Source organism: Pseudomonas sp. B34(2017) (assembly GCF_002112915.1).
GTDB classification, from domain to species: Bacteria; Pseudomonadota; Gammaproteobacteria; order Pseudomonadales; family Pseudomonadaceae; genus Aquipseudomonas; species Aquipseudomonas pharyngis.
Genome location: NZ_NEJA01000003.1, coordinates 414,496 through 433,490, shown reverse-complemented (window position 1 = coordinate 433,490; position 18,995 = coordinate 414,496). Strand labels below are relative to the sequence as shown.

Sequence of the window (18,995 nt, the reverse complement as noted above, 5' to 3'; positions counted from 1 at the left end):
GGCTCAAAAAAAATGCCGCTCTACATGAGCGGCATTTTTTTGCCCGCTGATCAGCGGTAATCGTCCACCGGCACGCAAGCGCAGAACAGGTTGCGGTCGCCGTAGACGTTATCCACCCGGTTCACCGCCGGCCAATACTTGTGCGCCTTGGTGTGTGCATCCGGCGTGATGCCCTGCTCGATGCTGTACGGCCGCTCCCACACGCCGGTGATATCGGCCAGGGTATGCGGCGCCCGTTTGAGCGGGTTGTCCTCGGCCGGCCAGTTGCCGTTCTGCACCTCGGTGATTTCTGCACGGATGCTCAGCATCGCGCCGATGAAGCGATCCAGTTCGGCCTTGGACTCGCTCTCGGTCGGCTCGACCATCAAGGTGCCTGGCACCGGGAATGACATGGTCGGCGCGTGGAAGCCGTAATCCATCAGGCGCTTGGCGACGTCTTCCTCGCTGATGCCGGTGGCAGCCTTGAGTGGCCGCAGATCCAGAATGCATTCGTGGGCGACCCGCTCGTTGCGGCCGGTGTACAGAACGGGGAAAGCACCGGATAGATGCTGCGCCAGATAATTGGCCGCGAGGATCGCCACCTCGCTGGCATCCGCCAGTTGCGGCCCCATCATCGCGATGTACATCCAGCTGATCGGCAGAATGCTCGCACTGCCCCACGGCGCGGCACTGACCGCTCCGTTCTGCGGTTGCGGCCCGTCGATCGGCACCACCGGATGGTTGGCAACGAACGGCGCCAGATGCGCACGCACACCAATCGGCCCCATGCCCGGCCCGCCTCCGCCGTGGGGTATGCAGAAGGTCTTGTGCAGGTTCATGTGTGACACGTCGGCGCCAATGTCCGCCGGCCGCGCCAACCCGACCTGGGCATTGAGGTTGGCGCCGTCCATGTACACCTGGCCGCCGTGCTGGTGGATAACTTCGCAGATTTCGCTGATGCCTTCCTCGTACACACCATGAGTCGACGGGTAGGTCGCCATCAGGCACGACAGCTTGGCCCCGGCCTCGGACGCCTTGGCTTTCAAGTCCTCCAGATCGACGTTGCCGGCGTCGTCACACTCGACAATCACCACGCGCATCCCGGCCATCTGCGCCGAGGCCGGGTTGGTGCCGTGGGCCGAAGAAGGAATCAGGCAGATGTCGCGCCCACCCTGCTGGCGGCTCTCGTGATATTTGCGGATCGCCAGCAACCCGGCGTACTCGCCCTGGGCGCCGGAGTTGGGCTGCATGCAGATCGCATCGAACCCGGTGATCGCGCACAGCCAGCGCTCCAGCTCTTCGATCATCAGCGTGTAACCGACCGCCTGCTCCTGGGGCACGAACGGGTGCAGGTTGGCGAATTGCGGCAAGGTGATCGGGATCATCTCGCTGGTGGCATTGAGTTTCATGGTGCAGGAACCCAGCGGAATCATCGACTGGTTAAGCGCCAGATCCTTGTTCTCCAGCTGCTTGAGGTAGCGCAGCATCTCGGTTTCGCTGTGGTGGGCGTTGAACACCGGATGACGCAGGTACGGCGTGCTGCGTTGCAGCGCGTCGGGAATGCCGGAGGCCAGCGTTTCAGCGTCGAGATCAGCGACGTTCAACCCGTGATCGGCGCCCAGCAGCACATCGAACAGTCTGGCCACGGTGCTTTCATCACAGGTCTCGTCAAGGCTCAGACCCAGTCGGCCACGACCGAGGATGCGCAGGTTGATCTGCGCGGCCCGGGCGCTTTCGATGATCGCGGTTTGCGCCCCGCCCACGTCCAGCGTCAGCGTGTCGAAGAAGTGTTGGTTGAGGCGCTGGATGCCATGGCGTTCGAGCCCGGCGGCGAGAATGCAGGTCAGCCGGTGCACGCGCTGGGCGATTCGTTTCAGTCCTTCCGGGCCGTGATAGACCGCATAGAAACTGGCGATGTTGGCCAACAGGACCTGGGCAGTGCAGATGTTCGAATTGGCCTTCTCCCGACGAATATGCTGCTCGCGGGTTTGCAGGGCCATGCGTAGCGCGACGTTGCCACGGGCATCTTTCGACACGCCGATGATCCGCCCGGGAATCGCTCGTTTGTATTCCTCGCGACTGGCGAAAAACGCCGCGTGCGGGCCGCCGTAACCCATCGGCACCCCGAAGCGCTGGGATGAGCCGAACACCACATCGGCACCCAGTTCGCCCGGCGGGGTCAGCAGCAACAGACTCAGCAGGTCGGTCGCCACGCAGGCCAGCGCCTGCTGCGCGTGCAGGTGATCGATCAAGGGTCGCAGGTCACGGATCTCGCCGTGGGTGTCGGGGTATTGCAGCAGTGCGCCGAATACCTGGTGCTGCTTCAAGTTATCCACAGCGTCGACGATCAGCTCAAAGCCGAAGCCTTCGGCGCGGGTCTGCACCACGGAAATGGTTTGTGGATGACAGTTTTCGTCGACGAAGAACAGATTGCTTTTCGACTTCGCCACGCGCTTGGCCAGGGCCATGGCTTCCGCGGCGGCGGTGGCTTCATCAAGCAGCGAAGCGTTGGCCAGCTCAAGGCCGGTGAGGTCGATGGTCAATTGCTGAAAGTTGAGCAACGCTTCGAGCCGGCCTTGGGCGATTTCCGGTTGATAAGGCGTGTAAGCCGTGTACCAGCCGGGATTTTCCAGCACGTTGCGCAGGATGACGGTCGGGGTCAGGGTGCCGTGGTAGCCCATGCCGATCAGGCTGGTCCAGACCTGGTTCTGTTCGGCATAACCACGCAGTTTGGCCAGCGCTGCCTGCTCGTCCAGCGCCGGCGGCAGGTCCAGCTCGCGGTTGAGGCGAATGCCCGGCGGCACGGTCTGTTCGATCAGTTCGACCCGGCTGCCGAGGCCGAGGCTGTCGAGCATCGCCTGTTGCTCGGCGGCATCGGGGCCGAGGTGGCGGCGCAGAAAGGCATGGGGATCGCGTAACTGGCTCAGGGATGGCAACTGGGACATGACGGGCTCTCTCTTGGCTGGCGGCTCAGCGTCAATGCAACACGGTCAAACCAGCATAGCAGCCACCCCGAAAGCCAAAGTCCCGGGCAGAAAAAAGCCCCGACGGGTCGGGGCTTTGGGGGCTGGCGTGCAGCTTATTCGCCGATGGCAGCCTTGTAGCCGGCAGCGTCAAGCAGCTTGTCCAGCTCGGCCTTGTCGCTTGGCTTGAGCTTGAAGATCCAGGCACCGTAAGGATCAGAGTTCAACAGCTCCGGCGAGCCGCTCAGCTCTTCGTTGACGGCAATCACTTCACCGCTGATCGGAGCGTAGATATCGGAAGCGGCTTTCACCGACTCAACGACACCGGCCTGGTCTTCGGCGGCGAAAACCTTACCCACTTCGGTCAGTTCAACGAACACCACATCACCCAACGCTTCCTGGGCGTGATCGCTGATGCCCACAGTGACGGTGCCGTCGGCTTCAAGGCGCGCCCATTCATGACTTTCGGCAAAACGCAGTTCAGCTGGGATGTTGCTCATGCTCGGTGTCCTCAAGAAATTGTCAGCGGTCGTGCCCGCCGGAAAAGGTTTAGATCAGGGTTTTACCATGGCGTACGAAGGTCGGTTTGACCACGCGTACCGGATACCACTTGCCACGGATTTCCACTTCGGCGCGGTCGGCAGTCGCCATCGGTACACGCGCCAGGGCAATCGACTTGCTAAGCGTAGGAGAGAAACTACCACTGGTGATCTCCCCTTCGCCAACATCAGCGATACGAACCACCTGATGAGCCCGCAAAACCCCGCGTTCCTCAAGCACCAGACCGACCAGTTTGTGCTCCACGCCGGCGGTTTTTTCCGCTTCCAGCGCATCGCGACCGATGAACCGACGCGTGGCCGGCTCCCAGGCGATGCTCCAGGCCATGTTCGAGGCCAGTGGCGAAACGTCCTGGTGGATGTCCTGACCGTAAAGGTTCATGCCGGCTTCGACCCGCAGCGTGTCGCGAGCGCCGAGGCCAATGGGGGAAATACCGGCGCCCACCAGATCGTTAAAAAATCCGGGGGCCTGATCGGCCGGCAGGGCAATTTCCAGACCGTCCTCACCGGTGTAGCCGGTGCGCGCAATGAACCAGTCGCCGTCGACGTGGCCCTCGAAAGGCTTGAGCATCTGGATCAGGTTGGCGCGGGACTGGGTCACCAGTTCGGCAATCTTGTGCCGGGCATGGGGGCCTTGAATGGCAAGCATCGCCAGCTCGGAGCGTTCGTGCATTTGCACATCGAAGCTGCCCAACTGTGCCTGCATCCAGGCCAGATCCTGATCGCGAGTGGAGGCGTTGACCACCAGACGATAACCGTCTTCGAGGCGGTAAACGATCATGTCGTCGACGATGCCGCCGCGCTCGTTGAGCATGGTGCTGTACAACGCACGGCCGGGGCTGTGCAGGCGTTCGACGTCATTGGCCAGCAAATGCTGAAGCCAGGCCTTGGCCTGGGGGCCGGTGACATCGATCACGGTCATGTGGGAAACATCGAACACCCCGCAATCGCGACGCACCTCGTGGTGCTCCTCGACCTGCGAGCCGTAATGCAGGGGCATGTCCCAACCGCCAAAATCGACCATCTTCGCGCCGAGGGCGAGATGCAGGTCATACAGAGGCGTACGCTGTCCCATGGGTTTCTCCTTCCGGGCGTGGCGAAGGTGCGGAGCGCTGCTGCACGGATCGGAAAGCCCTGTAAAAAAGGGCTTTCAGCCGATTTCAGCGACAGGGTCTGTCAGACGGACCGCACCGAATGCCGCGCATTGTAGCCGCATGATTCAGGACTGACGACTAAGTGTTTCGATGCGCCGAACGGCGAATAAGTCCGATGACCGGCAACAGACCGACCAGCACCAGGGTCAGCGCCGGCAACGACGCCCTTGCCCATTCGCCTTCGCTGGTCATTTCGAAGATCCGCACCGCCAGTGTGTCCCAGCCAAACGGGCGCATCAGCAGGGTCGCGGGCATTTCCTTGAGCACATCGACGAACACCAGCAACGCCGCGCTGAGCGTGCCGGGCAGTAACAGCGGCAGATACACTTTGAAAAACAGTCGCGGCCCACTGACACCCAGGCTACGTGCCGCTTCAGGCAAAGATGGCCGTATACGCGCCAGACTGCTTTCCAGCGGACCATAGGCCACCGCCACGAACCGCACCAGATACGCCAGCAGCAACGCCGCCAGACTGCCCAGCAGCAGCGGTTTGCCCGCACCGCCGAGCCAGCCGGACAGCGGAATCACCAGCTCCCGGTCCAGATAACTGAACGCGAGCATGATCGACACCGCCAGCACCGAGCCTGGCAAGGCATAACCGAGATTGGCCAGACCGACCGCCGAATTGATCGTCCGGGTCGGCGCCAGACGCCGGGCGAAGGCCAACAACATCGCCACGCTGACTGTGATCAACGCGGCCATGCCGCCCAGATACAGCGTATGGAGAATCAGCCCGGCGTAGCGCTCATCCAGGTCGAAGCGCCCGCGCTGCCAGAACCAGACCACCAGTTGCAGCACCGGAATGACAAATGCACAGGCGAACACCAGACCGCACCAGCCGGTCGCCGCCCAGGCCTTGGGCCCGCGCAGGTGATACAGCGCCTTGACCCGTGGCCGCTCGTTACTCGCCCGATTGGCGCCGCGCGCGCGACGTTCACCGTACAGCACCAACATCACCACCAGCAGCAACAGGCTGGCCAGTTGCGCAGCGCTGGGCAGACTGAAAAAGCCGTACCAGGTCTTGTAGATCGCGGTGGTGAAGGTGTCGAAGTTGAACACCGATACCGCGCCGAAATCCGCCAGCGTTTCCATCAGCGCCAGCGCCACACCAGCACCGATGGCCGGCCGCGCCATCGGCAATGCCACGCGCCAGAACGCTTGCCACGGTGACTGACCGAGCACTCGCGCCGCTTCCATCAGGCCCTTGCCCTGAGCCAGGAACGCAGTACGCGCCAATAGATAAACGTAGGGATAAAACACCAGCACCAGCACCAGAATCACGCCACCGGTGGAGCGCACTCGCGGCAGGCGCAGGCCGCTGCCGAACCATTCGCGCAGCAGGGTTTGCACGGGGCCTGCGAAGTCCAGCAGTCCGACGAAGACGAATGCCAGCACGTAGGCCGGGATTGCGAACGGCAGCATCAGCGCCCAGTCGAGCCAGCGGCGGCCGGGGAATTCGCAAAGGCTGGTGAGCCAGGCGAGGCTTACGCCCAGCAGGGTTACGCCGATGCCTACGCCGAAGACCAGTGTCAGGGTGTTGCCCAGCAGGCGTGGCATCTGGGTTTCCCAGAGGTGCGACCAGATCTGGTGATCGATGGTTTGCCATGAGAGCAGGAGCACGCTGAGGGGGAGCAGCACCAACGCGGCGATGGCGAAGACGATGGGGTACCAGCGGCGTTGGGCGGGGTGGGCCAAGGAAACAGTCTCGTTCAAATGATTGTGCCCACGCTCTGCGTGGGCACACATTCTGTGACGCTCCGCGTCACGCTGTCGATGATGCGACGCAGAGCGCCGAGGGCTGCATTCCCACGCAGACGGTTCGACGTGGGAACGATCAAACAGTGCTGTCAGGAATGACTCAGTTCCAACCCGCCCGATCCATCATCCGGATCGCTTCAGCCTGACGCTTGCCCGCCACTTCAACCGGCAGCGTATCAGCCACGAACTGTCCCCACGCCGCCACTTCTTCCGAAGGCTTCACCGCTGGATTGGCCGGGAACTCCTGGTTCACGTCGGCAAAGATCTTCTGCGCCTCAGGCGTGGTCATCCACTCGACCAAAGCCTTGGCCGCTTCCGGGTGCGGCGCATGTTTGGTCAGGCCGATGCCCGACAGGTTGACGTGCACACCACGATCCGCCTGGTTCGGCCAGAACAGTTTCACCGGCAGTTCCGGCTTCTGCTTGTGCAGGCGACCGTAGTAGTAGGTGTTGACGATGCCGACGTCGCACTGGCCGGCGTTGATCGCTTCCAGCACCGCGACGTCGTCGGAGAACACGTCGGTGGACAGGTTGTTGACCCAGCCCTTGAGGATCTTCTCGGTCTTTTCGGCACCGTGGACTTCGATCATGGTGGCGGTCAGCGACTGGTTGTAGACCTTCTTCGCCGTGCGCAGGCACAGGCGACCTTCCCAGTTCTTGTCGGCCAGTGCTTCGTAGGTGGTCAGTTCGCCCGGTTTCACCCGTTCGGTGGAGTAGGCGATGGTCCGTGCGCGCAGGCTCAGGCCGGTCCAGGCGTGGCTGGACGAGCGATATTGCAGGGGAATGTTGGTGTCGATGGTTTTCGAGGTGAACGGCTGGAGAATGCCCATCTGCTCGGCCTGCCAGAGGTTGCCGGCATCGACGGTCAGCAGCAGGTCGGCGGTGGCGTTCTCGCCTTCGGCCTTGATCCGCTGCATCAGCGGCGCTTCCTTGTCGGTGATGAACTTGATCTTCACCCCGGTCTTGGCGGTGTAGGCATCGAACACCGGCTTGATCAGCTCATCGATACGCGAGGAGTAGACCACCACCTCGTCGGCGGCCTGGGCGGCGGTGCTGCCGATCAGGGTCAGGGCCAGTGCGGTCAGAACACGCTTGGATGCCAACATGGGAGCGGTCTCTCGGTCGGGAAAAGTGGCCCAAATGATAAGGACTCACATTTACCAGCTCAATCGAACACTTTCCCAAGGAGTTACCAGATGTTGCACAACATTTGTCAGGCCTTGGCCAAGGCCGGCAAGTCGCCGGTCAGACCCAATGCTTCACGCACGAACAACGCCTTGGCCTCAGGCATCTGCTCAACGATTTTCAGTCCGGTGTTGCGCAACCAGCGCAGAGGCAGCGGATCGGCCTGGAACAACCGCTCGAAGCCTTCCATCGCCGCCATCAGCGCCAGATTGTGCGGCATGCGCCGGCGTTCGTAGCGGCTCAGGACTTTCACGTCCGCCAGGCGTTCGCCGCGTTCGTGCGCTTGCAGCAGCACTTCAGCCAGCACCGCGGCGTCAAGGAAGCCGAGATTCACGCCCTGCCCCGCCAACGGGTGAATGGTGTGCGCGGCATCGCCGATCAGCGCCAGGCCTTCGGCCACGTAGCGTTTGGCGTGGCGTTGACGTAACGGCACACACAGGCGCGGGTCGGCGCTGATGACCTCGCCGAGGCAACCTTCGAACGCGCGCTCCAGCTCGCGGCAGAAATCCGCCTCATCCAGCGCCATCAGCCGTTCGGCTTCGCTCGGCGTGGTCGACCAGACGATCGAGCACCAGTCCTGCTGACCGTCACGCTCCAGCGGCAGAAACGCCAGCGGCCCGTGATCGGTGAAACGCTGCCACGCGGTCATACGGTGCGGCTTGCTGCTGCGCACGCTGGTGACGATGGCGTGGTGCAAGTAGTCCCATTCGCGGGTGGCGACACCGGTCAGACGGCGCACGGCAGAATTGGCGCCGTCCGCCGCGATCACCAGCGGCGCGCGCAAAGTGCGGCCGTCGGCCAGGGTCAGCAGCCAGTCGTCACCGGAACGGCGCATCTGCTCCAGCCGCGCGTTGGCCAGCAGACCCAGGTCGCAATCGTGCAGACGGTCGAGCAAGGCATCCTGGACCACGCGGTTTTCGACAATGTGGCCGAGCACATCGGCGTGCACGCTGCTGGCCGAGAAGTGAATCTGGCCGGTGCCGCTGCCGTCCCAGACGTGCATGTCGGTGTACGGGCTGCTGCGTCGGTTGACGATGCCGTCCCATACGCCGAGGCGATCGAGGATCCGCTGGCTGGCCGCCGACAGCGCGCTCACCCGCGGCTCGAACGGCGCATCGCCGTCGAAGGGTTTGACGCTCAGCGGGCTGCCGTCGAGCAACAGGACTTCCAGCCCGCTGCCCTGCAACGCCAGCGCCAGGGCACTGCCGACCATTCCGGCTCCGACAATCAGCACATCCGCGCGCATTTCCATGCTTTAAGCCTGTCTCGCTGGCGGCTTGAGCCGCACGTAAAGGGTTTTACCGACCCGCGCCACCAGGTTGCCGGCGCCGTCATGAATGTCGACCTGCAACTGCGGCAGGTATTTCTCGCCACTGGCGGTCTGCCGACGGATCTCGCCGAGCAGGGTGTCGTCGATGTTGAACCGGGCGAACACCGGGCCTTTGCCCGGCGATATGAAATCAATGTCGGCAGCCTTGTCCCAGACGATGTACCGCGAGCCGAGGTTTTCCATGAGCATCAACATGAAGAACGGGTCGACCATCGAATACAGACTGCCGCCGAACTGGGTGCCAACGTAATTGCGGTTGTACCAGCCCAGGCCCATCGAGACCCGGATGTCACGAAAGTCATCGCTGATGTGCTGCACCCGGACACCGGCGCCGAAGTACGGCGGGTAAAACGTCATGATCCAGCGCATCAGCCGCGCCTTGCCAAACTGTTTGATCAGCCACTCACGCATCCGGCCGCGTCCCCAGTCCCATGGCCTGACGGGCGAACCAGCGTTTGGCCGGCGGCAGCAGATCAAGGCCGAGCAGGCCGATGTTGCGCCCCAGCGATACCAGCGGCTGGGTACTGCCGAACAGGCGCGTGACCTGATCGGAGAAACCGACGGTGAGGTCCTGATCGAGGCGCTGACGCTCGCGATAGGCCTGCAACGTGGCGAAATCCCCCAGCGGTTTGTCGCTGGCCAACAGCGCGGCGGCCAACGCATCGGCATCGCGCAGGGACAGGTTGAAACCCTGCCCGGCAATCGGATGCAGGCTGTGGGCGGCGTTGCCGAGAACGGCCAGATGCGAACGCACCTGCTCTTCCGCCTCCACCAGCGACAGCGGATACAGATGCCGCGCGCCAACCTGTTTCAGAGTGCCGAGACGGTAGCCGAACACACCTTGCAGCTCGCTGAGGAAATCACGCTCGCTCAGGTCGGCCAGACGTTGCGCGTCCATGCCCAGACGGGTCCAGACCAGCGCGCAGCGGTTTTCCGGCAGCGGCAACAGGGCCATCGGGCCTTCGTCGGTGAAGCGCTCGAAGGCCATGCCGTTGTGCGCTTCGCTCGGGGTGATGTTGGCGATCAGCGCGCTCTGGTTGTACGGGCGCTTGCGCACGTTGATGCCCAGTTGCTCGCGCAGACCGGAACGGCCGCCATCGGCGAGCACCGCCAGATCGCATTCGACCGTGGTTTCATCGTTGAGGGTCAGCCGATAGCCGTCGGGCAGCGGCTCCATGCGGGAAACTTCCGCCGGGCAGCGCCAACTGATCACGTCTTTGTCGAGGTGCTGCCACAGGCACTGGCCGAGCCAGGCGTTTTCCACCACATAGCCGAGCGCCGGGACGCCCTCTTCCATCGCCGACAGGCGAGCAGTGGAGAACCGACCACGGTCGGACACGTGAATCTGTTTGATCGGCTCGGCGCGGCGGGAGATTTCCTGCCACACGCCCAGCCGCTGATAAATCTGCCGCGAGCCGAAGGACAGCGCCGAGGAGCGCGCGTCGTAGCTTGGCTGCCAGGTGTCACCGGGGGCGAACGGTTCGATCAGCACGATCTTCCAGCCACGGGCCTTGGCCCCGGCCTGCAAGGCCAACGCCAGACTGGCGCCGACCAGACCGCCACCGATGATTGCCAGATTGACCCGACTCATGCCGCGCAGGTCCGTGCTTGCGCCATCAGGCCTTCGATCTCGGCGACGGTTTTCGGCACGCCGCCGGTCAGGATTTCACAACCGCTCTTGGTCACTACCACGTCATCCTCGATGCGCACGCCAATGCCGCGCCATTTCTTCGCTACGTTCTGATTGTCCGGGGCGATGTAGATGCCCGGCTCCACGGTCAGCGCCATGCCGACTTCCAGCACCCGCCATTCGCCGCCGACCTTGTATTCGCCGACGTCATGCACATCCATCCCGAGCCAGTGACCGGCGCGGTGCATGTAAAACGCCTTGTAGGCCTCGGAGGCGATCAACTCGTCGACTTCGCCCTGCAACAACCCCAGCTTCACCAGCCCGGTGGTGATGACCCGAACCGTGGCTTCGTGCGCCTGGTTCCAGTGCTTGTTCGGAGCGATTTCGGCGAATGCCGCTTCCTGCGAAGCCAGCACCAGTTCGTAGATCGCTTTCTGCTCGGCGGAAAACTTACCGTTGACCGGCCAGGTGCGGGTGATGTCGCTGGCGTAGCAGTCGATCTCGCAACCGGCGTCGATCAGCACCAGATCGCCGTCCTTGAGCAGCGCGTCATTCTGCTGGTAATGCAGGATGCAGCTGTTGCGCCCGGCAGCGACGATCGAACCGTAGGCCGGCATCTTCGCCCCGCCCTTGCGGAACTCGTAATCCAGTTCGGCTTCGAGGCTGTACTCGTACAGCCCGGCCCGGCTGGCCTGCATCGCCCGGATGTGGGCCTGGGCGGAAATCCGCGCGGCCTCGCGCATCACCTTCACTTCTGCCGCCGATTTATACAGGCGCATGTCGTGCAGCAGGTGATCCAAAGCAACGAATTCGTTCGGCGGCTGGGCGCCGAGGTGCGCCTTGGAGCGGATCACGTTGATCCAGTCCATCAGGTGGCGGTCGAATTCCGGGTTGCTGCCCATGGCCGAATACACCCGGTCGCGGCCTTCGATCAGGCCCGGCAGGATGTCGTCGATGTCGGTGATGGGGAAAGCGTCATCGGCGCCGAAATCGCGGATCGCGCCTTCCTGGCCGGCGCGCAGGCCGTCCCAGAGTTCGCGTTCGGCGTTGCGTTCACGGCAGAACAGCACGTACTCGCCGTGTTCGCGACCGGGCATCAGGACGATGACCGCCTGTGGCTCGGGGAAACCGCTGAGGTACTGGAAGTCGCTGTCCTGGCGATAGACGTGCTCGACGTCGCGGTTGCGGATGGCGACCGCGGCGGCCGGCAGGATCGCGATACTGTTGGGTTCCATCTGCGCCATCAGCGCCTTGCGGCGCCGGGCGTATTCCGCTTTCGGGATATGGATCATGGGCAGATGGCTTTCCCTGGCACGCGATCAGTGCAGCGACGGCTTGGCCGCTGGCGGCACGTCGGCCTTTTTGGTTTCGGAGAACAGCAGCAGCGGAGCGACACGCAGGTACTCCATGACTTCCATATAGTCGCTTTCGCCGTCTTCGGATTCTTCCAGTGCGTCTTGCACCTGGGAGATCGCTGCAAGATCCTGCAACACTTCCGTGGCCTCGGTGCTCAGCATGCTGCTGTCGCGGCAGTTCAGGCCGAACCCGGTGAGGAAGCCCTGGCACCATTCGCCCAGCGCGGCGGCACGCTCGGCCAGAGGCGTGTCATCGTTCGGCAACAGCAGAACCACGGTGACGTCATCGCCGGTGAGTTCGCTCTTGACCATTTCCTGCAGACCGATCAGCGCGTTGCGGACGTTGTCCTGCGGCTCACTCTCGAGCAGCTCGGCGGCATCGATCAGCCACTCTTCGGCATTGAAGCCGGCGCCAGCGCAACTGCGGCCCAGCAACAGGCCGTGCAGTTCGGCAGGCGAAACGGAGTGACCGCTGGAGTTCAGCAGGGTGGCAAAGCCTTGGTACGGGGAATTCTGAATGGGCATGGGCAGCTAGGCGCCAGACGGCGCTATGTCTAGAATGAAGGCCTTGTATCCTACATCGACAGACTCGCCAAGACCATTAAAGGCTGTCCGCCAGCCAAACCCATCAGACCGAATCAGTGGACACAATGGAAGACACCGACCTGCAAGCGCTGATGGCCAGACTCGAACTGCTGATTACCCGAGTCGAGCAACTAAAGAGTCAAAATGCACTCTTACTTGCTCAGGAAAAGACCTGGCGCGAGGAACGCGCGCACCTCATTGAAAAAAACGAAATCGCCCGGCGTAAGGTCGAATCGATGATTTCGCGCCTCAAGGCCCTGGAGCAAGACTCATGAGTTCAAGCAATAGCGTTACCGTGCAGATCCTCGACAAAGAGTATTCGATCATCTGCCCCCAGGAAGAGCGCAGCAATCTGATCAGCGCCGCCCGCTACCTGGACGGCAAGATGCGCGAGATCCGCAGCAGCGGCAAAGTCATCGGCGCCGACCGCATCGCCGTGATGGCCGCGCTGAACATCACCCACGATCTCTTGCACAAAGAAGAGCGCCCGGACATCCAGGCCAGCGGTTCGACCCGTGAACAGGTGCGAGACTTGCTCGATCGTGTCGATCTGGTGCTGGCCGACGATCCGGACATCAGCAAGGGCTGATTCGCCAGGCCGCTTGAGTTATACTCGCCGCACTCCCTGGGGTGCTTGCCAGTTGACGATGTCCCTGAGCCGATTTGCACTACCCTGGGGGTTGCACGTTGGGCTGGTGTGCATGTCCGCCAGACGGAAAGCCTTAAAGCCTACTGCATCCTCCACCTTGAACTCTCGGGTTCAAGGGCTAAGTCGACAGCGGCTCATCCGGGGAGCCTGATTCGAATCCGATGCCGGTGCATGCCGGCATCGGATTTTTTATGCGTACGTTTTCGTCCCACCCTGCCGAAGCCGAACCATGACCGAACCCGCGTTGCTGCCCCGCCCCCAACTGCGCCGCCTGTTGCGCAAGGCCCGCCGCTCGCTGACGCGAAGCGAACAACGCCAGGCCGCCGAAGGCCTGTATAAACAACTGGCACAAGACCCGCACTTTCGCCGGGCGAAACACATTTCCCTGTACCTGCCCACCGACGGTGAAATCGACCCGCGCCTGTTGCTCAGCGCTGCCCAGCGTCGCGGCAAGAAAACCTACCTGCCGGTGCTCAGTGCCTGGCCACGGACCAAAATGGTCTTTCAGCAGATCCGCCCCGGCGAAAAGCTCAAACCCAACCGTTTCCGCATTCTTGAGCCGCGCGCCAATCTGGCCCGTCAGCGCAAGGTCTGGGCACTGGATCTGGTGTTGTTGCCACTGGTGGGATTCGACGATGTCGGCGGGCGCCTGGGCATGGGCGGCGGATTCTACGATCGCAGCCTGGCCTATCTGGCCCGACGCCAGAACTGGCGCAAGCCGACGCTATTGGGACTGGCCCATGAATGTCAGAAAGTCGAACGTCTCGCGCAAGCGAGCTGGGATGTGCCGTTGCAGGGAACGGTGACAGACAAGGCGTGGTATTTCGCGGGATAGACGCCGCGCGGATCAGCGGCGTCGAAAAAGCAGTTTCAGCGTTTGAAGGCTGTCGACTGTTGTACTTGTTGCGCCACTTCAATCGGTGCATCGGCCTTGTTGGCCCACAGACTTTGCGCATAACCGGTGGTCACGACGCCCAGACCGAACAAAATTACCAAAGTCCACAGCAAATCCGGTTTGCGTTTCATCGATTGCCCCCCTCAAGGCACATCATCACGATGACAGCAGCGGTTTCCATTCGTAGGCCGTGCAGCAGCGTCAAGCTTTAAAGGCCGGCATTTTGCGACAACGTGAACCGTCGCGCAAATGCTGACGTCAACCGACCGTCGGTTTGTCATAAAATTGCCGGACAACCTGCCCAATGACCGCTTGAGGAGCACACACCATGGCCTACTGGCTGATGAAATCCGAGCCCGACGAGCTCTCGATCAAGGGCCTGGAAAAGCTCGGCAAAGCGCGCTGGGACGGGGTTCGCAACTATCAAGCGCGCAATTTCCTGCGGGCCATGGCGGTCGGGGATGAATTCTTTTTCTACCATTCCAGCTGCCCGGAGCCGGGGATTGCCGGAATCGGCAAAATAATCGAAGCCGCGTACCCGGATCCCACCGCACTGGAACCGGAAAGCCATTACTTCGATCCGAAAGCCACGCCGGAGAAAAACGCCTGGAGCGCGATCGATGTCGCCCACGTAGAGACATTCAACCGGGTCTTGAAGCTGGATTATCTGAAGCAGCAGACCGCGCTGGCCGAGATGCCGCTGGTGCAAAAGGGTTCGCGGCTGTCGGTGATGCCGGTGACCGCCGAGCAGTGGGCGGCGGTGATGGCGCTCAAACCCTGAATCATCCTTCGCCTGACAAGATGCCTTCGCTGGCAAGCCAGCTCCCACAGGGATTTTTAGTGAACACATAATTTGTGACCACCAGAAATACCTATGGGAGCTGCGGTGCGACGATTCGACTTGCTCGCGAAGGGGCCGGGCCGGACAGCAAAGTTGTTACTGAATGATCAGGTTGTTGAACAACAGGTCTTCAACCACCGGCTTGCCGGTCTCGTCGTTCATCACTTGCTGGGTCTGTTTCAAGGCTTCCTGACGCAGTTTTTCCTTGCCCTCGATGCTGCCCATCGCATCGGTGGTCTGCTGAGTGAACAGCGCCACCAGCTGATTGCGGATCAGCGGTTCATTGGCCTTGACCAGTTTGGTCGCCTCTTCGCCGGTCACCCGCAGTGCCACGTCGGCCTTGTAGACCTTGAGTTTCGGGGTGCCATCCAGCCCGTAGTTGCCCACGAACGGCGGGCTCAGGGTGATGTAGTTGACCTTCGGCGCCTCGCCCTCTTTGGCTTCTTCGGCCAGCGCTGCCACAGGCAGAGACAGGGCCAGCAACAACATGATCCACGCTTTCACAATTCGCTCCTTATCCGGTTTGCGGCCTAGCATAACGACCCGCCGCGCAAGCACAAGCTTATGGCGGACTATCAGGGCCGGGCATGCTCGTTGACCCGTTGACTGCCACACCTACACTTATCGGCCATCACTCCCAAAGGAATAGCCCTGATGAAAGCCGTGCTGTGCAAAGCCTTCGGCCCTGCCGAATCGCTGGTGCTGGAAGACGTCGCCAGTCCTGTCGCCAAGAAGAACGAAATCCTGCTGGACGTGCACGCCGCCGGGGTCAACTTCCCGGACACGCTGATCATCGAGGGCAAGTACCAGTTCAAGCCGCCCTTCCCGTTCTCGCCGGGTGGCGAAGCCTCCGGCGTGGTCAGCGCGGTGGGGGAAAAGGTCAGTCACCTGAAAGTCGGTGACCGGGTCATGGCACTGACCGGCTGGGGCAGCTTCGCCGAGCAGGTCGCAGTGCCGGGCTACAACGTGCTGCCGATCCCGCCATCGATGGATTTCAACACCGCCGCCGCCTTCAGCATGACCTACGGCACGTCGATGCACGCCCTCAAGCAGCGCGGCAATCTGCAACCAGGCGAAACCCTGCTGGTACTCGGCGCCTCCGGCGGCGTTGGCCTGGCCGCCGTGGAAATCGGCAAAGCCATGGGCGCGCGGGTGATCGCCGCCGCCAGCAGCGCGGAAAAACTCGCGGTGGCCAAGGCTGCCGGGGCAGACGAACTGATCAACTACAGCGAAACCAGCCTCAAGGACGAGATCAAGCGCCTGACCGACGGCCAGGGCGCCGACGTGATCTACGACCCGGTCGGCGGCGACCTTTTCGATCAGGCTGTCCGCGCCATCGCCTGGAACGGCCGCCTGCTGGTGGTCGGTTTCGCCAGCGGCCGCATTCCCGAACTGCCGGTCAACCTCGCCCTGCTCAAAGGCGCTGCGGTACTCGGCGTGTTCTGGGGCTCCTTCGCCCAGCGCCAGCCGCAGGACAACGCGGCGAATTTCCAGCAATTGTTCGGCTGGTTTGCCGAGGGCAAGCTGAAGCCGCTGGTGTCGCAGGTCTATCCGCTGGGCAATGCCGCGCAGGCGATCAATGATCTCGGGCAGCGCAAGGCTGTAGGCAAGGTTGTGGTGCAAGTGCGCTGACCTGCTCGGGCGACCCGGAATTGATGCCCACTTCCGGATCGCCCCTCAGAACATTCCAGGCTGCAAATGTGCCGGCAGCCTCAAACAGAAAGCACCTTCTGCATTGCTCGCAGGACATTTCTCAAACCTGCGTCCTGCAAAATCCTGAAACCCGGCAGGAAGCTGCGGAGGTAACCATTCCCACAACGCCCTGCACTTATATCTGAGCGACATGTTCATAAAGGAACGTGCGACATCCAACATTTCCACTGTTTTGCCGATGGGAAGCGGTGCTATTTTCGGTAACGAAACTGTAACATTCGCATCCGCAGTCAAAACAAGAAATCTGGAGCTCTTGAATGTTTGCTTTCTTTCGTCCTGCCGCACATCAGGCTCCATTGCCTGAAGAAAAAATCGACAGCACCTACCGACGCCTGCGTTGGCAGATCTTCGCCGGCATCTTCTTTGGCTATGCGGGTTACTACCTGCTGCGCAAGAACTTCTCGCTGGCCATGCCGTACCTGATCGACGAAGGCTACAGCCGTGGCGATCTGGGTCTGGCGATGTCGGCAATCGCCATCGCGTACGGTCTGTCCAAGTTCCTCATGGGCCTGGTGTCCGACCGCTCCAACCCGCGTTACTTCCTGCCGTTCGGCCTGCTGGTATCGGCCGGGGTCATGTTCATTTTCGGTTTCGCGCCTTGGGCAACCTCCAGCGTGACCATGATGTTCATCCTGCTGTTCATCAACGGTTGGGCCCAGGGCATGGGCTGGCCGCCGAGCGGACGCACGATGGTGCACTGGTGGTCGCAGAAGGAACGTGGCGGCGTGGTGTCGGTGTGGAACGTGGCGCATAACGTCGGTGGCGGTCTGATCGGCCCGCTGTTCCTGATCGGCATGGGCCTGTTCAACGACTGGCACGCAGCGTTCTACGTCCCGGCCGCCGTGGCGCTGGCAGTAGCGGTGTTCGCTTTCGTGACCATGCGTGACACCCCGCAATCGGTCGGCCTGCCGCCAATCGAGAAGTACAAGAACGACTACCCGGAAGGCTACGACGCCAGCCACGAAGACGAATTCAGCGCCAAGGAAATCTTCGTCAAATACGTGCTGCGCAACAAAATGCTCTGGTACATCGCCATGGCCAACGTCTTCGTCTACCTGCTGCGCTACGGCGTGCTGGACTGGGCGCCGACCTACCTGAAAGAAGCCAAGGGTTTCACCGTGGATAAAACCTCGTGGGCCTATTTCTTCTACGAGTGGGCGGGGATTCCGGGCACGCTGCTGTGCGGCTGGATGTCGGACAAGATCTTCCGTGGCAACCGTGGCCTGACCGGTATGGTGTTCATGGCATTGGTGACCGTCGCGACCCTGGTGTATTGGCTTAACCCGGCCGGCCACCCGACCATCGACATGATCGCTCTGTTCTCCATCGGCTTCCTGATCTATGGCCCGGTGATGCTGATCGGCCTGCAGGCGCTGGAACTGGCGCCGAAGAAAGCCGCCGGCACTGCCGCAGGCTTCACCGGTCTGTTCGGGTATCTGGGTGGTTCGGTCGCGGCCAGTGCAGCGATGGGCTACACCGTGGACCACTTCGGCTGGGATGGCGGTTTCGTGCTGCTGGTGGGCGCTTGCCTGCTGTCGATGGCCTTCCTGGCCCCGACCCTGTGGCACAAGCAAGTCGCCAGTCAGAGCCGCGAAGCAGTCGCCTGATCAGCCTTTGACTTACAGCGCTTGAGCCGCGCCTCCAGATTCCGGTCTGGCATGGCGTGGCTGCGCAGGGCGAGAGCGGTCTGCTCGACATAATCGCGAGTCGTGCCGTACCGCCCGCAAGCGCTTTCGAACACCTGGCTCAGCACATGATCCGGCAAGTTGCCGGCATAGCTGGGCAGGTGTCGCTCCAATACGAATCCCAACGCCTGAACCTGGCTGCCATCTTCGAGTCGGCAGTTGAGCCAGTGTGGCCGATAGGACGGGAACGGCATTTCGCGTTTCCACAACGCATACAGCGCGCTGTCCAGATTGTCTTCCGGCAACCGGTAGGCGAAGCCGCTGCACGAGCCGCCACGATCCAGACCAAAGACCAGACCTGGCATTTCCGGCGTGCCGCGATGCTCGTGGGACCACAAGTACAAGCCACGGTGATAGCCATGCACGCGCCCACGCATCCGCTCCACGGCTGTGCATTCCGGCCGCCAGATCAGCGAACCGTAGGCGAACAGCCACACCGGCCCGCCCTTGTGGCGCGCCATGGTCGATTGCATGGATGCGAGAAGTTGTTCGTGCGTCAGCTGCGGCCCAAGATCGAGCCGCGGAGGGTAAGCCAGGTTCAGAAAAGCGTTTTCAATGGCGCTCATGGCGAATAGCGTTCAGCTCCCCGCGGGTGAAGAATTACTTAATAGAACGCACCGCTGTAACAATAAGGCACATATGTTTTAAGGCAATTTGAGTGCCATGGCACAGTTCTTAATTGATTGCCTGTTTGATATATAACCTACCGGCATTTAT

19 protein-coding genes and 1 other RNA gene are annotated in these 18,995 nt (G+C 62.0%); 7 read left to right on the top strand and 13 right to left on the bottom strand.

Features of this window, described 5'->3' with window-relative positions:
• Nucleotides 1-50 precede the first annotated feature (50 nt).
• From gcvP to CAF80_RS11600, 10 genes are all read right to left on the bottom strand, one after another.
• A complete protein-coding gene (gene gcvP / locus CAF80_RS11645; protein WP_085667364.1) occupies nucleotides 51-2,924 on the bottom strand; it encodes an aminomethyl-transferring glycine dehydrogenase in 2,874 nt (957 codons plus the stop codon).
• 134 nt (nucleotides 2,925-3,058) lie between these two features.
• Nucleotides 3,059-3,442 carry a glycine cleavage system protein GcvH gene (gene gcvH, locus CAF80_RS11640; protein WP_039765364.1) on the bottom strand — a complete coding sequence of 128 codons (384 nt, stop codon included), beginning with the start codon at nucleotides 3,440-3,442 and terminating at the stop codon, nucleotides 3,059-3,061.
• 49 nt (nucleotides 3,443-3,491) lie between these two features.
• A complete protein-coding gene (gene gcvT, locus CAF80_RS11635; protein ID WP_085667363.1) occupies nucleotides 3,492-4,574 on the bottom strand; it encodes a glycine cleavage system aminomethyltransferase GcvT in 1,083 nt (360 codons plus the stop codon).
• Nucleotides 4,575-4,731: 157 nt separating this feature from the next.
• On the bottom strand, nucleotides 4,732-6,348 hold the full coding sequence (locus tag CAF80_RS11630; protein WP_039765360.1) for an iron ABC transporter permease: 1,617 nt from the start codon (nucleotides 6,346-6,348) through the stop codon (nucleotides 4,732-4,734).
• A 163-nt stretch (nucleotides 6,349-6,511) separates the two neighbouring features.
• On the bottom strand, nucleotides 6,512-7,516 hold the full coding sequence (locus tag CAF80_RS11625) for an extracellular solute-binding protein (protein WP_007951802.1): 1,005 nt from the start codon (nucleotides 7,514-7,516) through the stop codon (nucleotides 6,512-6,514).
• Nucleotides 7,517-7,623: 107 nt separating this feature from the next.
• Entirely contained in the window at nucleotides 7,624-8,841 is a 1,218-nt protein-coding gene (locus CAF80_RS11620) for a 2-octaprenyl-3-methyl-6-methoxy-1,4-benzoquinol hydroxylase (protein ID WP_166742337.1), read from the bottom strand.
• Nucleotides 8,842-8,850: 9 nt separating this feature from the next.
• Nucleotides 8,851-9,336, bottom strand: coding sequence for a DUF4442 domain-containing protein (locus tag CAF80_RS11615; protein WP_085667362.1), 486 nt, complete (start codon nucleotides 9,334-9,336; stop codon nucleotides 8,851-8,853).
• A complete protein-coding gene (gene ubiH / locus CAF80_RS11610; protein ID WP_011336470.1) occupies nucleotides 9,329-10,516 on the bottom strand; it encodes a 2-octaprenyl-6-methoxyphenyl hydroxylase in 1,188 nt (395 codons plus the stop codon). Before ubiH ends, CAF80_RS11615 begins: the two co-directional genes overlap by 8 nt.
• Nucleotides 10,513-11,847, bottom strand: coding sequence for a Xaa-Pro aminopeptidase (pepP, locus tag CAF80_RS11605; protein WP_085667361.1), 1,335 nt, complete (start codon nucleotides 11,845-11,847; stop codon nucleotides 10,513-10,515). The genes ubiH and pepP overlap by 4 nt, the downstream gene beginning before the upstream one ends.
• 27 nt (nucleotides 11,848-11,874) lie before the next feature.
• On the bottom strand, nucleotides 11,875-12,435 hold the full coding sequence (locus CAF80_RS11600; RefSeq protein ID WP_039765349.1) for a YecA family protein: 561 nt from the start codon (nucleotides 12,433-12,435) through the stop codon (nucleotides 11,875-11,877).
• 125 nt (nucleotides 12,436-12,560) lie between these two features.
• Between CAF80_RS11600 and CAF80_RS11595 the strand changes: the two genes are divergently transcribed.
• From CAF80_RS11595 to CAF80_RS11580, 4 genes are all read left to right on the top strand, one after another.
• Complete coding sequence (locus CAF80_RS11595; RefSeq protein WP_007940359.1) at nucleotides 12,561-12,770, top strand: TIGR02449 family protein; 210 nt, start codon at nucleotides 12,561-12,563, stop codon at nucleotides 12,768-12,770.
• Nucleotides 12,767-13,084 carry a cell division protein ZapA gene (locus CAF80_RS11590; protein WP_007951811.1) on the top strand — a complete coding sequence of 106 codons (318 nt, stop codon included), beginning with the start codon at nucleotides 12,767-12,769 and terminating at the stop codon, nucleotides 13,082-13,084. Before CAF80_RS11595 ends, CAF80_RS11590 begins: the two co-directional genes overlap by 4 nt.
• 30 nt (nucleotides 13,085-13,114) lie before the next feature.
• A non-coding RNA gene (gene ssrS / locus CAF80_RS11585) (6S RNA) lies at nucleotides 13,115-13,293 on the top strand.
• Nucleotides 13,294-13,373: 80 nt separating this feature from the next.
• A complete protein-coding gene (locus CAF80_RS11580) occupies nucleotides 13,374-13,979 on the top strand; it encodes a 5-formyltetrahydrofolate cyclo-ligase (RefSeq protein ID WP_085667360.1) in 606 nt (201 codons plus the stop codon).
• A gap of 35 nt (nucleotides 13,980-14,014) precedes the next feature.
• Here CAF80_RS11580 and CAF80_RS28865 read toward each other — a convergent pair whose 3' ends face one another.
• Nucleotides 14,015-14,170, bottom strand: coding sequence for a hypothetical protein (locus tag CAF80_RS28865; RefSeq protein ID WP_007911192.1), 156 nt, complete (start codon nucleotides 14,168-14,170; stop codon nucleotides 14,015-14,017).
• A gap of 197 nt (nucleotides 14,171-14,367) precedes the next feature.
• Here CAF80_RS28865 and CAF80_RS11575 point away from each other — a divergent pair, with 197 nt between their 5' ends.
• Nucleotides 14,368-14,820 carry an EVE domain-containing protein gene (locus tag CAF80_RS11575; protein WP_039765343.1) on the top strand — a complete coding sequence of 151 codons (453 nt, stop codon included), beginning with the start codon at nucleotides 14,368-14,370 and terminating at the stop codon, nucleotides 14,818-14,820.
• A gap of 156 nt (nucleotides 14,821-14,976) precedes the next feature.
• Here CAF80_RS11575 and CAF80_RS11570 read toward each other — a convergent pair whose 3' ends face one another.
• Nucleotides 14,977-15,384: a flagellar basal body-associated protein FliL gene (locus CAF80_RS11570; protein ID WP_007951814.1), complete on the bottom strand. Its 408-nt coding sequence runs from the start codon at nucleotides 15,382-15,384 to the stop codon at nucleotides 14,977-14,979.
• Between the two features lie 150 nt (nucleotides 15,385-15,534).
• On the opposite strand from CAF80_RS11570, the gene CAF80_RS11565 reads away from it, so the two are divergent.
• Both CAF80_RS11565 and glpT read left to right on the top strand, forming a co-directional pair.
• Complete coding sequence (locus CAF80_RS11565; RefSeq protein WP_039765341.1) at nucleotides 15,535-16,512, top strand: NADPH:quinone oxidoreductase family protein; 978 nt, start codon at nucleotides 15,535-15,537, stop codon at nucleotides 16,510-16,512.
• A gap of 338 nt (nucleotides 16,513-16,850) precedes the next feature.
• Nucleotides 16,851-18,200, top strand: a complete 1,350-nt coding sequence (glpT, locus tag CAF80_RS11560) for a glycerol-3-phosphate transporter (RefSeq protein ID WP_039765339.1) — start codon at nucleotides 16,851-16,853, stop codon at nucleotides 18,198-18,200.
• On the opposite strand, the gene CAF80_RS11555 is transcribed toward glpT, so the two are convergent.
• On the bottom strand, nucleotides 18,176-18,844 hold the full coding sequence (locus CAF80_RS11555; protein ID WP_085667359.1) for a gamma-glutamylcyclotransferase: 669 nt from the start codon (nucleotides 18,842-18,844) through the stop codon (nucleotides 18,176-18,178). The genes glpT and CAF80_RS11555 overlap by 25 nt on opposite strands.
• Nucleotides 18,845-18,995: the final 151 nt, after the last annotated feature.

Bases quoted from the DNA above. Each gene is read 5' to 3' on its own strand.
- gcvP (WP_085667364.1), bottom strand. From the start codon at position 2,924: ATGTCCCAGTTGCCATCCCTGAGCCAGTTACGCGATCCCCATGCCTTT.
- gcvH (WP_039765364.1), bottom strand. From the start codon at position 3,442: ATGAGCAACATCCCAGCTGAACTGCGTTTTGCCGAAAGTCATGAATGG.
- gcvT (WP_085667363.1), bottom strand. From the start codon at position 4,574: ATGGGACAGCGTACGCCTCTGTATGACCTGCATCTCGCCCTCGGCGCG.
- CAF80_RS11625 (WP_007951802.1), bottom strand. From the start codon at position 7,516: ATGTTGGCATCCAAGCGTGTTCTGACCGCACTGGCCCTGACCCTGATC.
- CAF80_RS11620 (WP_166742337.1), bottom strand. From the start codon at position 8,841: ATGCGCGCGGATGTGCTGATTGTCGGAGCCGGAATGGTCGGCAGTGCC.
- CAF80_RS11615 (WP_085667362.1), bottom strand. From the start codon at position 9,336: ATGCGTGAGTGGCTGATCAAACAGTTTGGCAAGGCGCGGCTGATGCGC.
- ubiH (WP_011336470.1), bottom strand. From the start codon at position 10,516: ATGAGTCGGGTCAATCTGGCAATCATCGGTGGCGGTCTGGTCGGCGCC.
- pepP (WP_085667361.1), bottom strand. From the start codon at position 11,847: ATGATCCATATCCCGAAAGCGGAATACGCCCGGCGCCGCAAGGCGCTG.
- CAF80_RS11600 (WP_039765349.1), bottom strand. From the start codon at position 12,435: ATGCCCATTCAGAATTCCCCGTACCAAGGCTTTGCCACCCTGCTGAAC.
- CAF80_RS11595 (WP_007940359.1), top strand. From the start codon at position 12,561: ATGGAAGACACCGACCTGCAAGCGCTGATGGCCAGACTCGAACTGCTG.
- CAF80_RS11590 (WP_007951811.1), top strand. From the start codon at position 12,767: ATGAGTTCAAGCAATAGCGTTACCGTGCAGATCCTCGACAAAGAGTAT.
- CAF80_RS11580 (WP_085667360.1), top strand. From the start codon at position 13,374: ATGACCGAACCCGCGTTGCTGCCCCGCCCCCAACTGCGCCGCCTGTTG.
- CAF80_RS28865 (WP_007911192.1), bottom strand. From the start codon at position 14,170: ATGAAACGCAAACCGGATTTGCTGTGGACTTTGGTAATTTTGTTCGGT.
- CAF80_RS11575 (WP_039765343.1), top strand. From the start codon at position 14,368: ATGGCCTACTGGCTGATGAAATCCGAGCCCGACGAGCTCTCGATCAAG.
- CAF80_RS11565 (WP_039765341.1), top strand. From the start codon at position 15,535: ATGAAAGCCGTGCTGTGCAAAGCCTTCGGCCCTGCCGAATCGCTGGTG.
- glpT (WP_039765339.1), top strand. From the start codon at position 16,851: ATGTTTGCTTTCTTTCGTCCTGCCGCACATCAGGCTCCATTGCCTGAA.
- CAF80_RS11555 (WP_085667359.1), bottom strand. From the start codon at position 18,844: ATGAGCGCCATTGAAAACGCTTTTCTGAACCTGGCTTACCCTCCGCGG.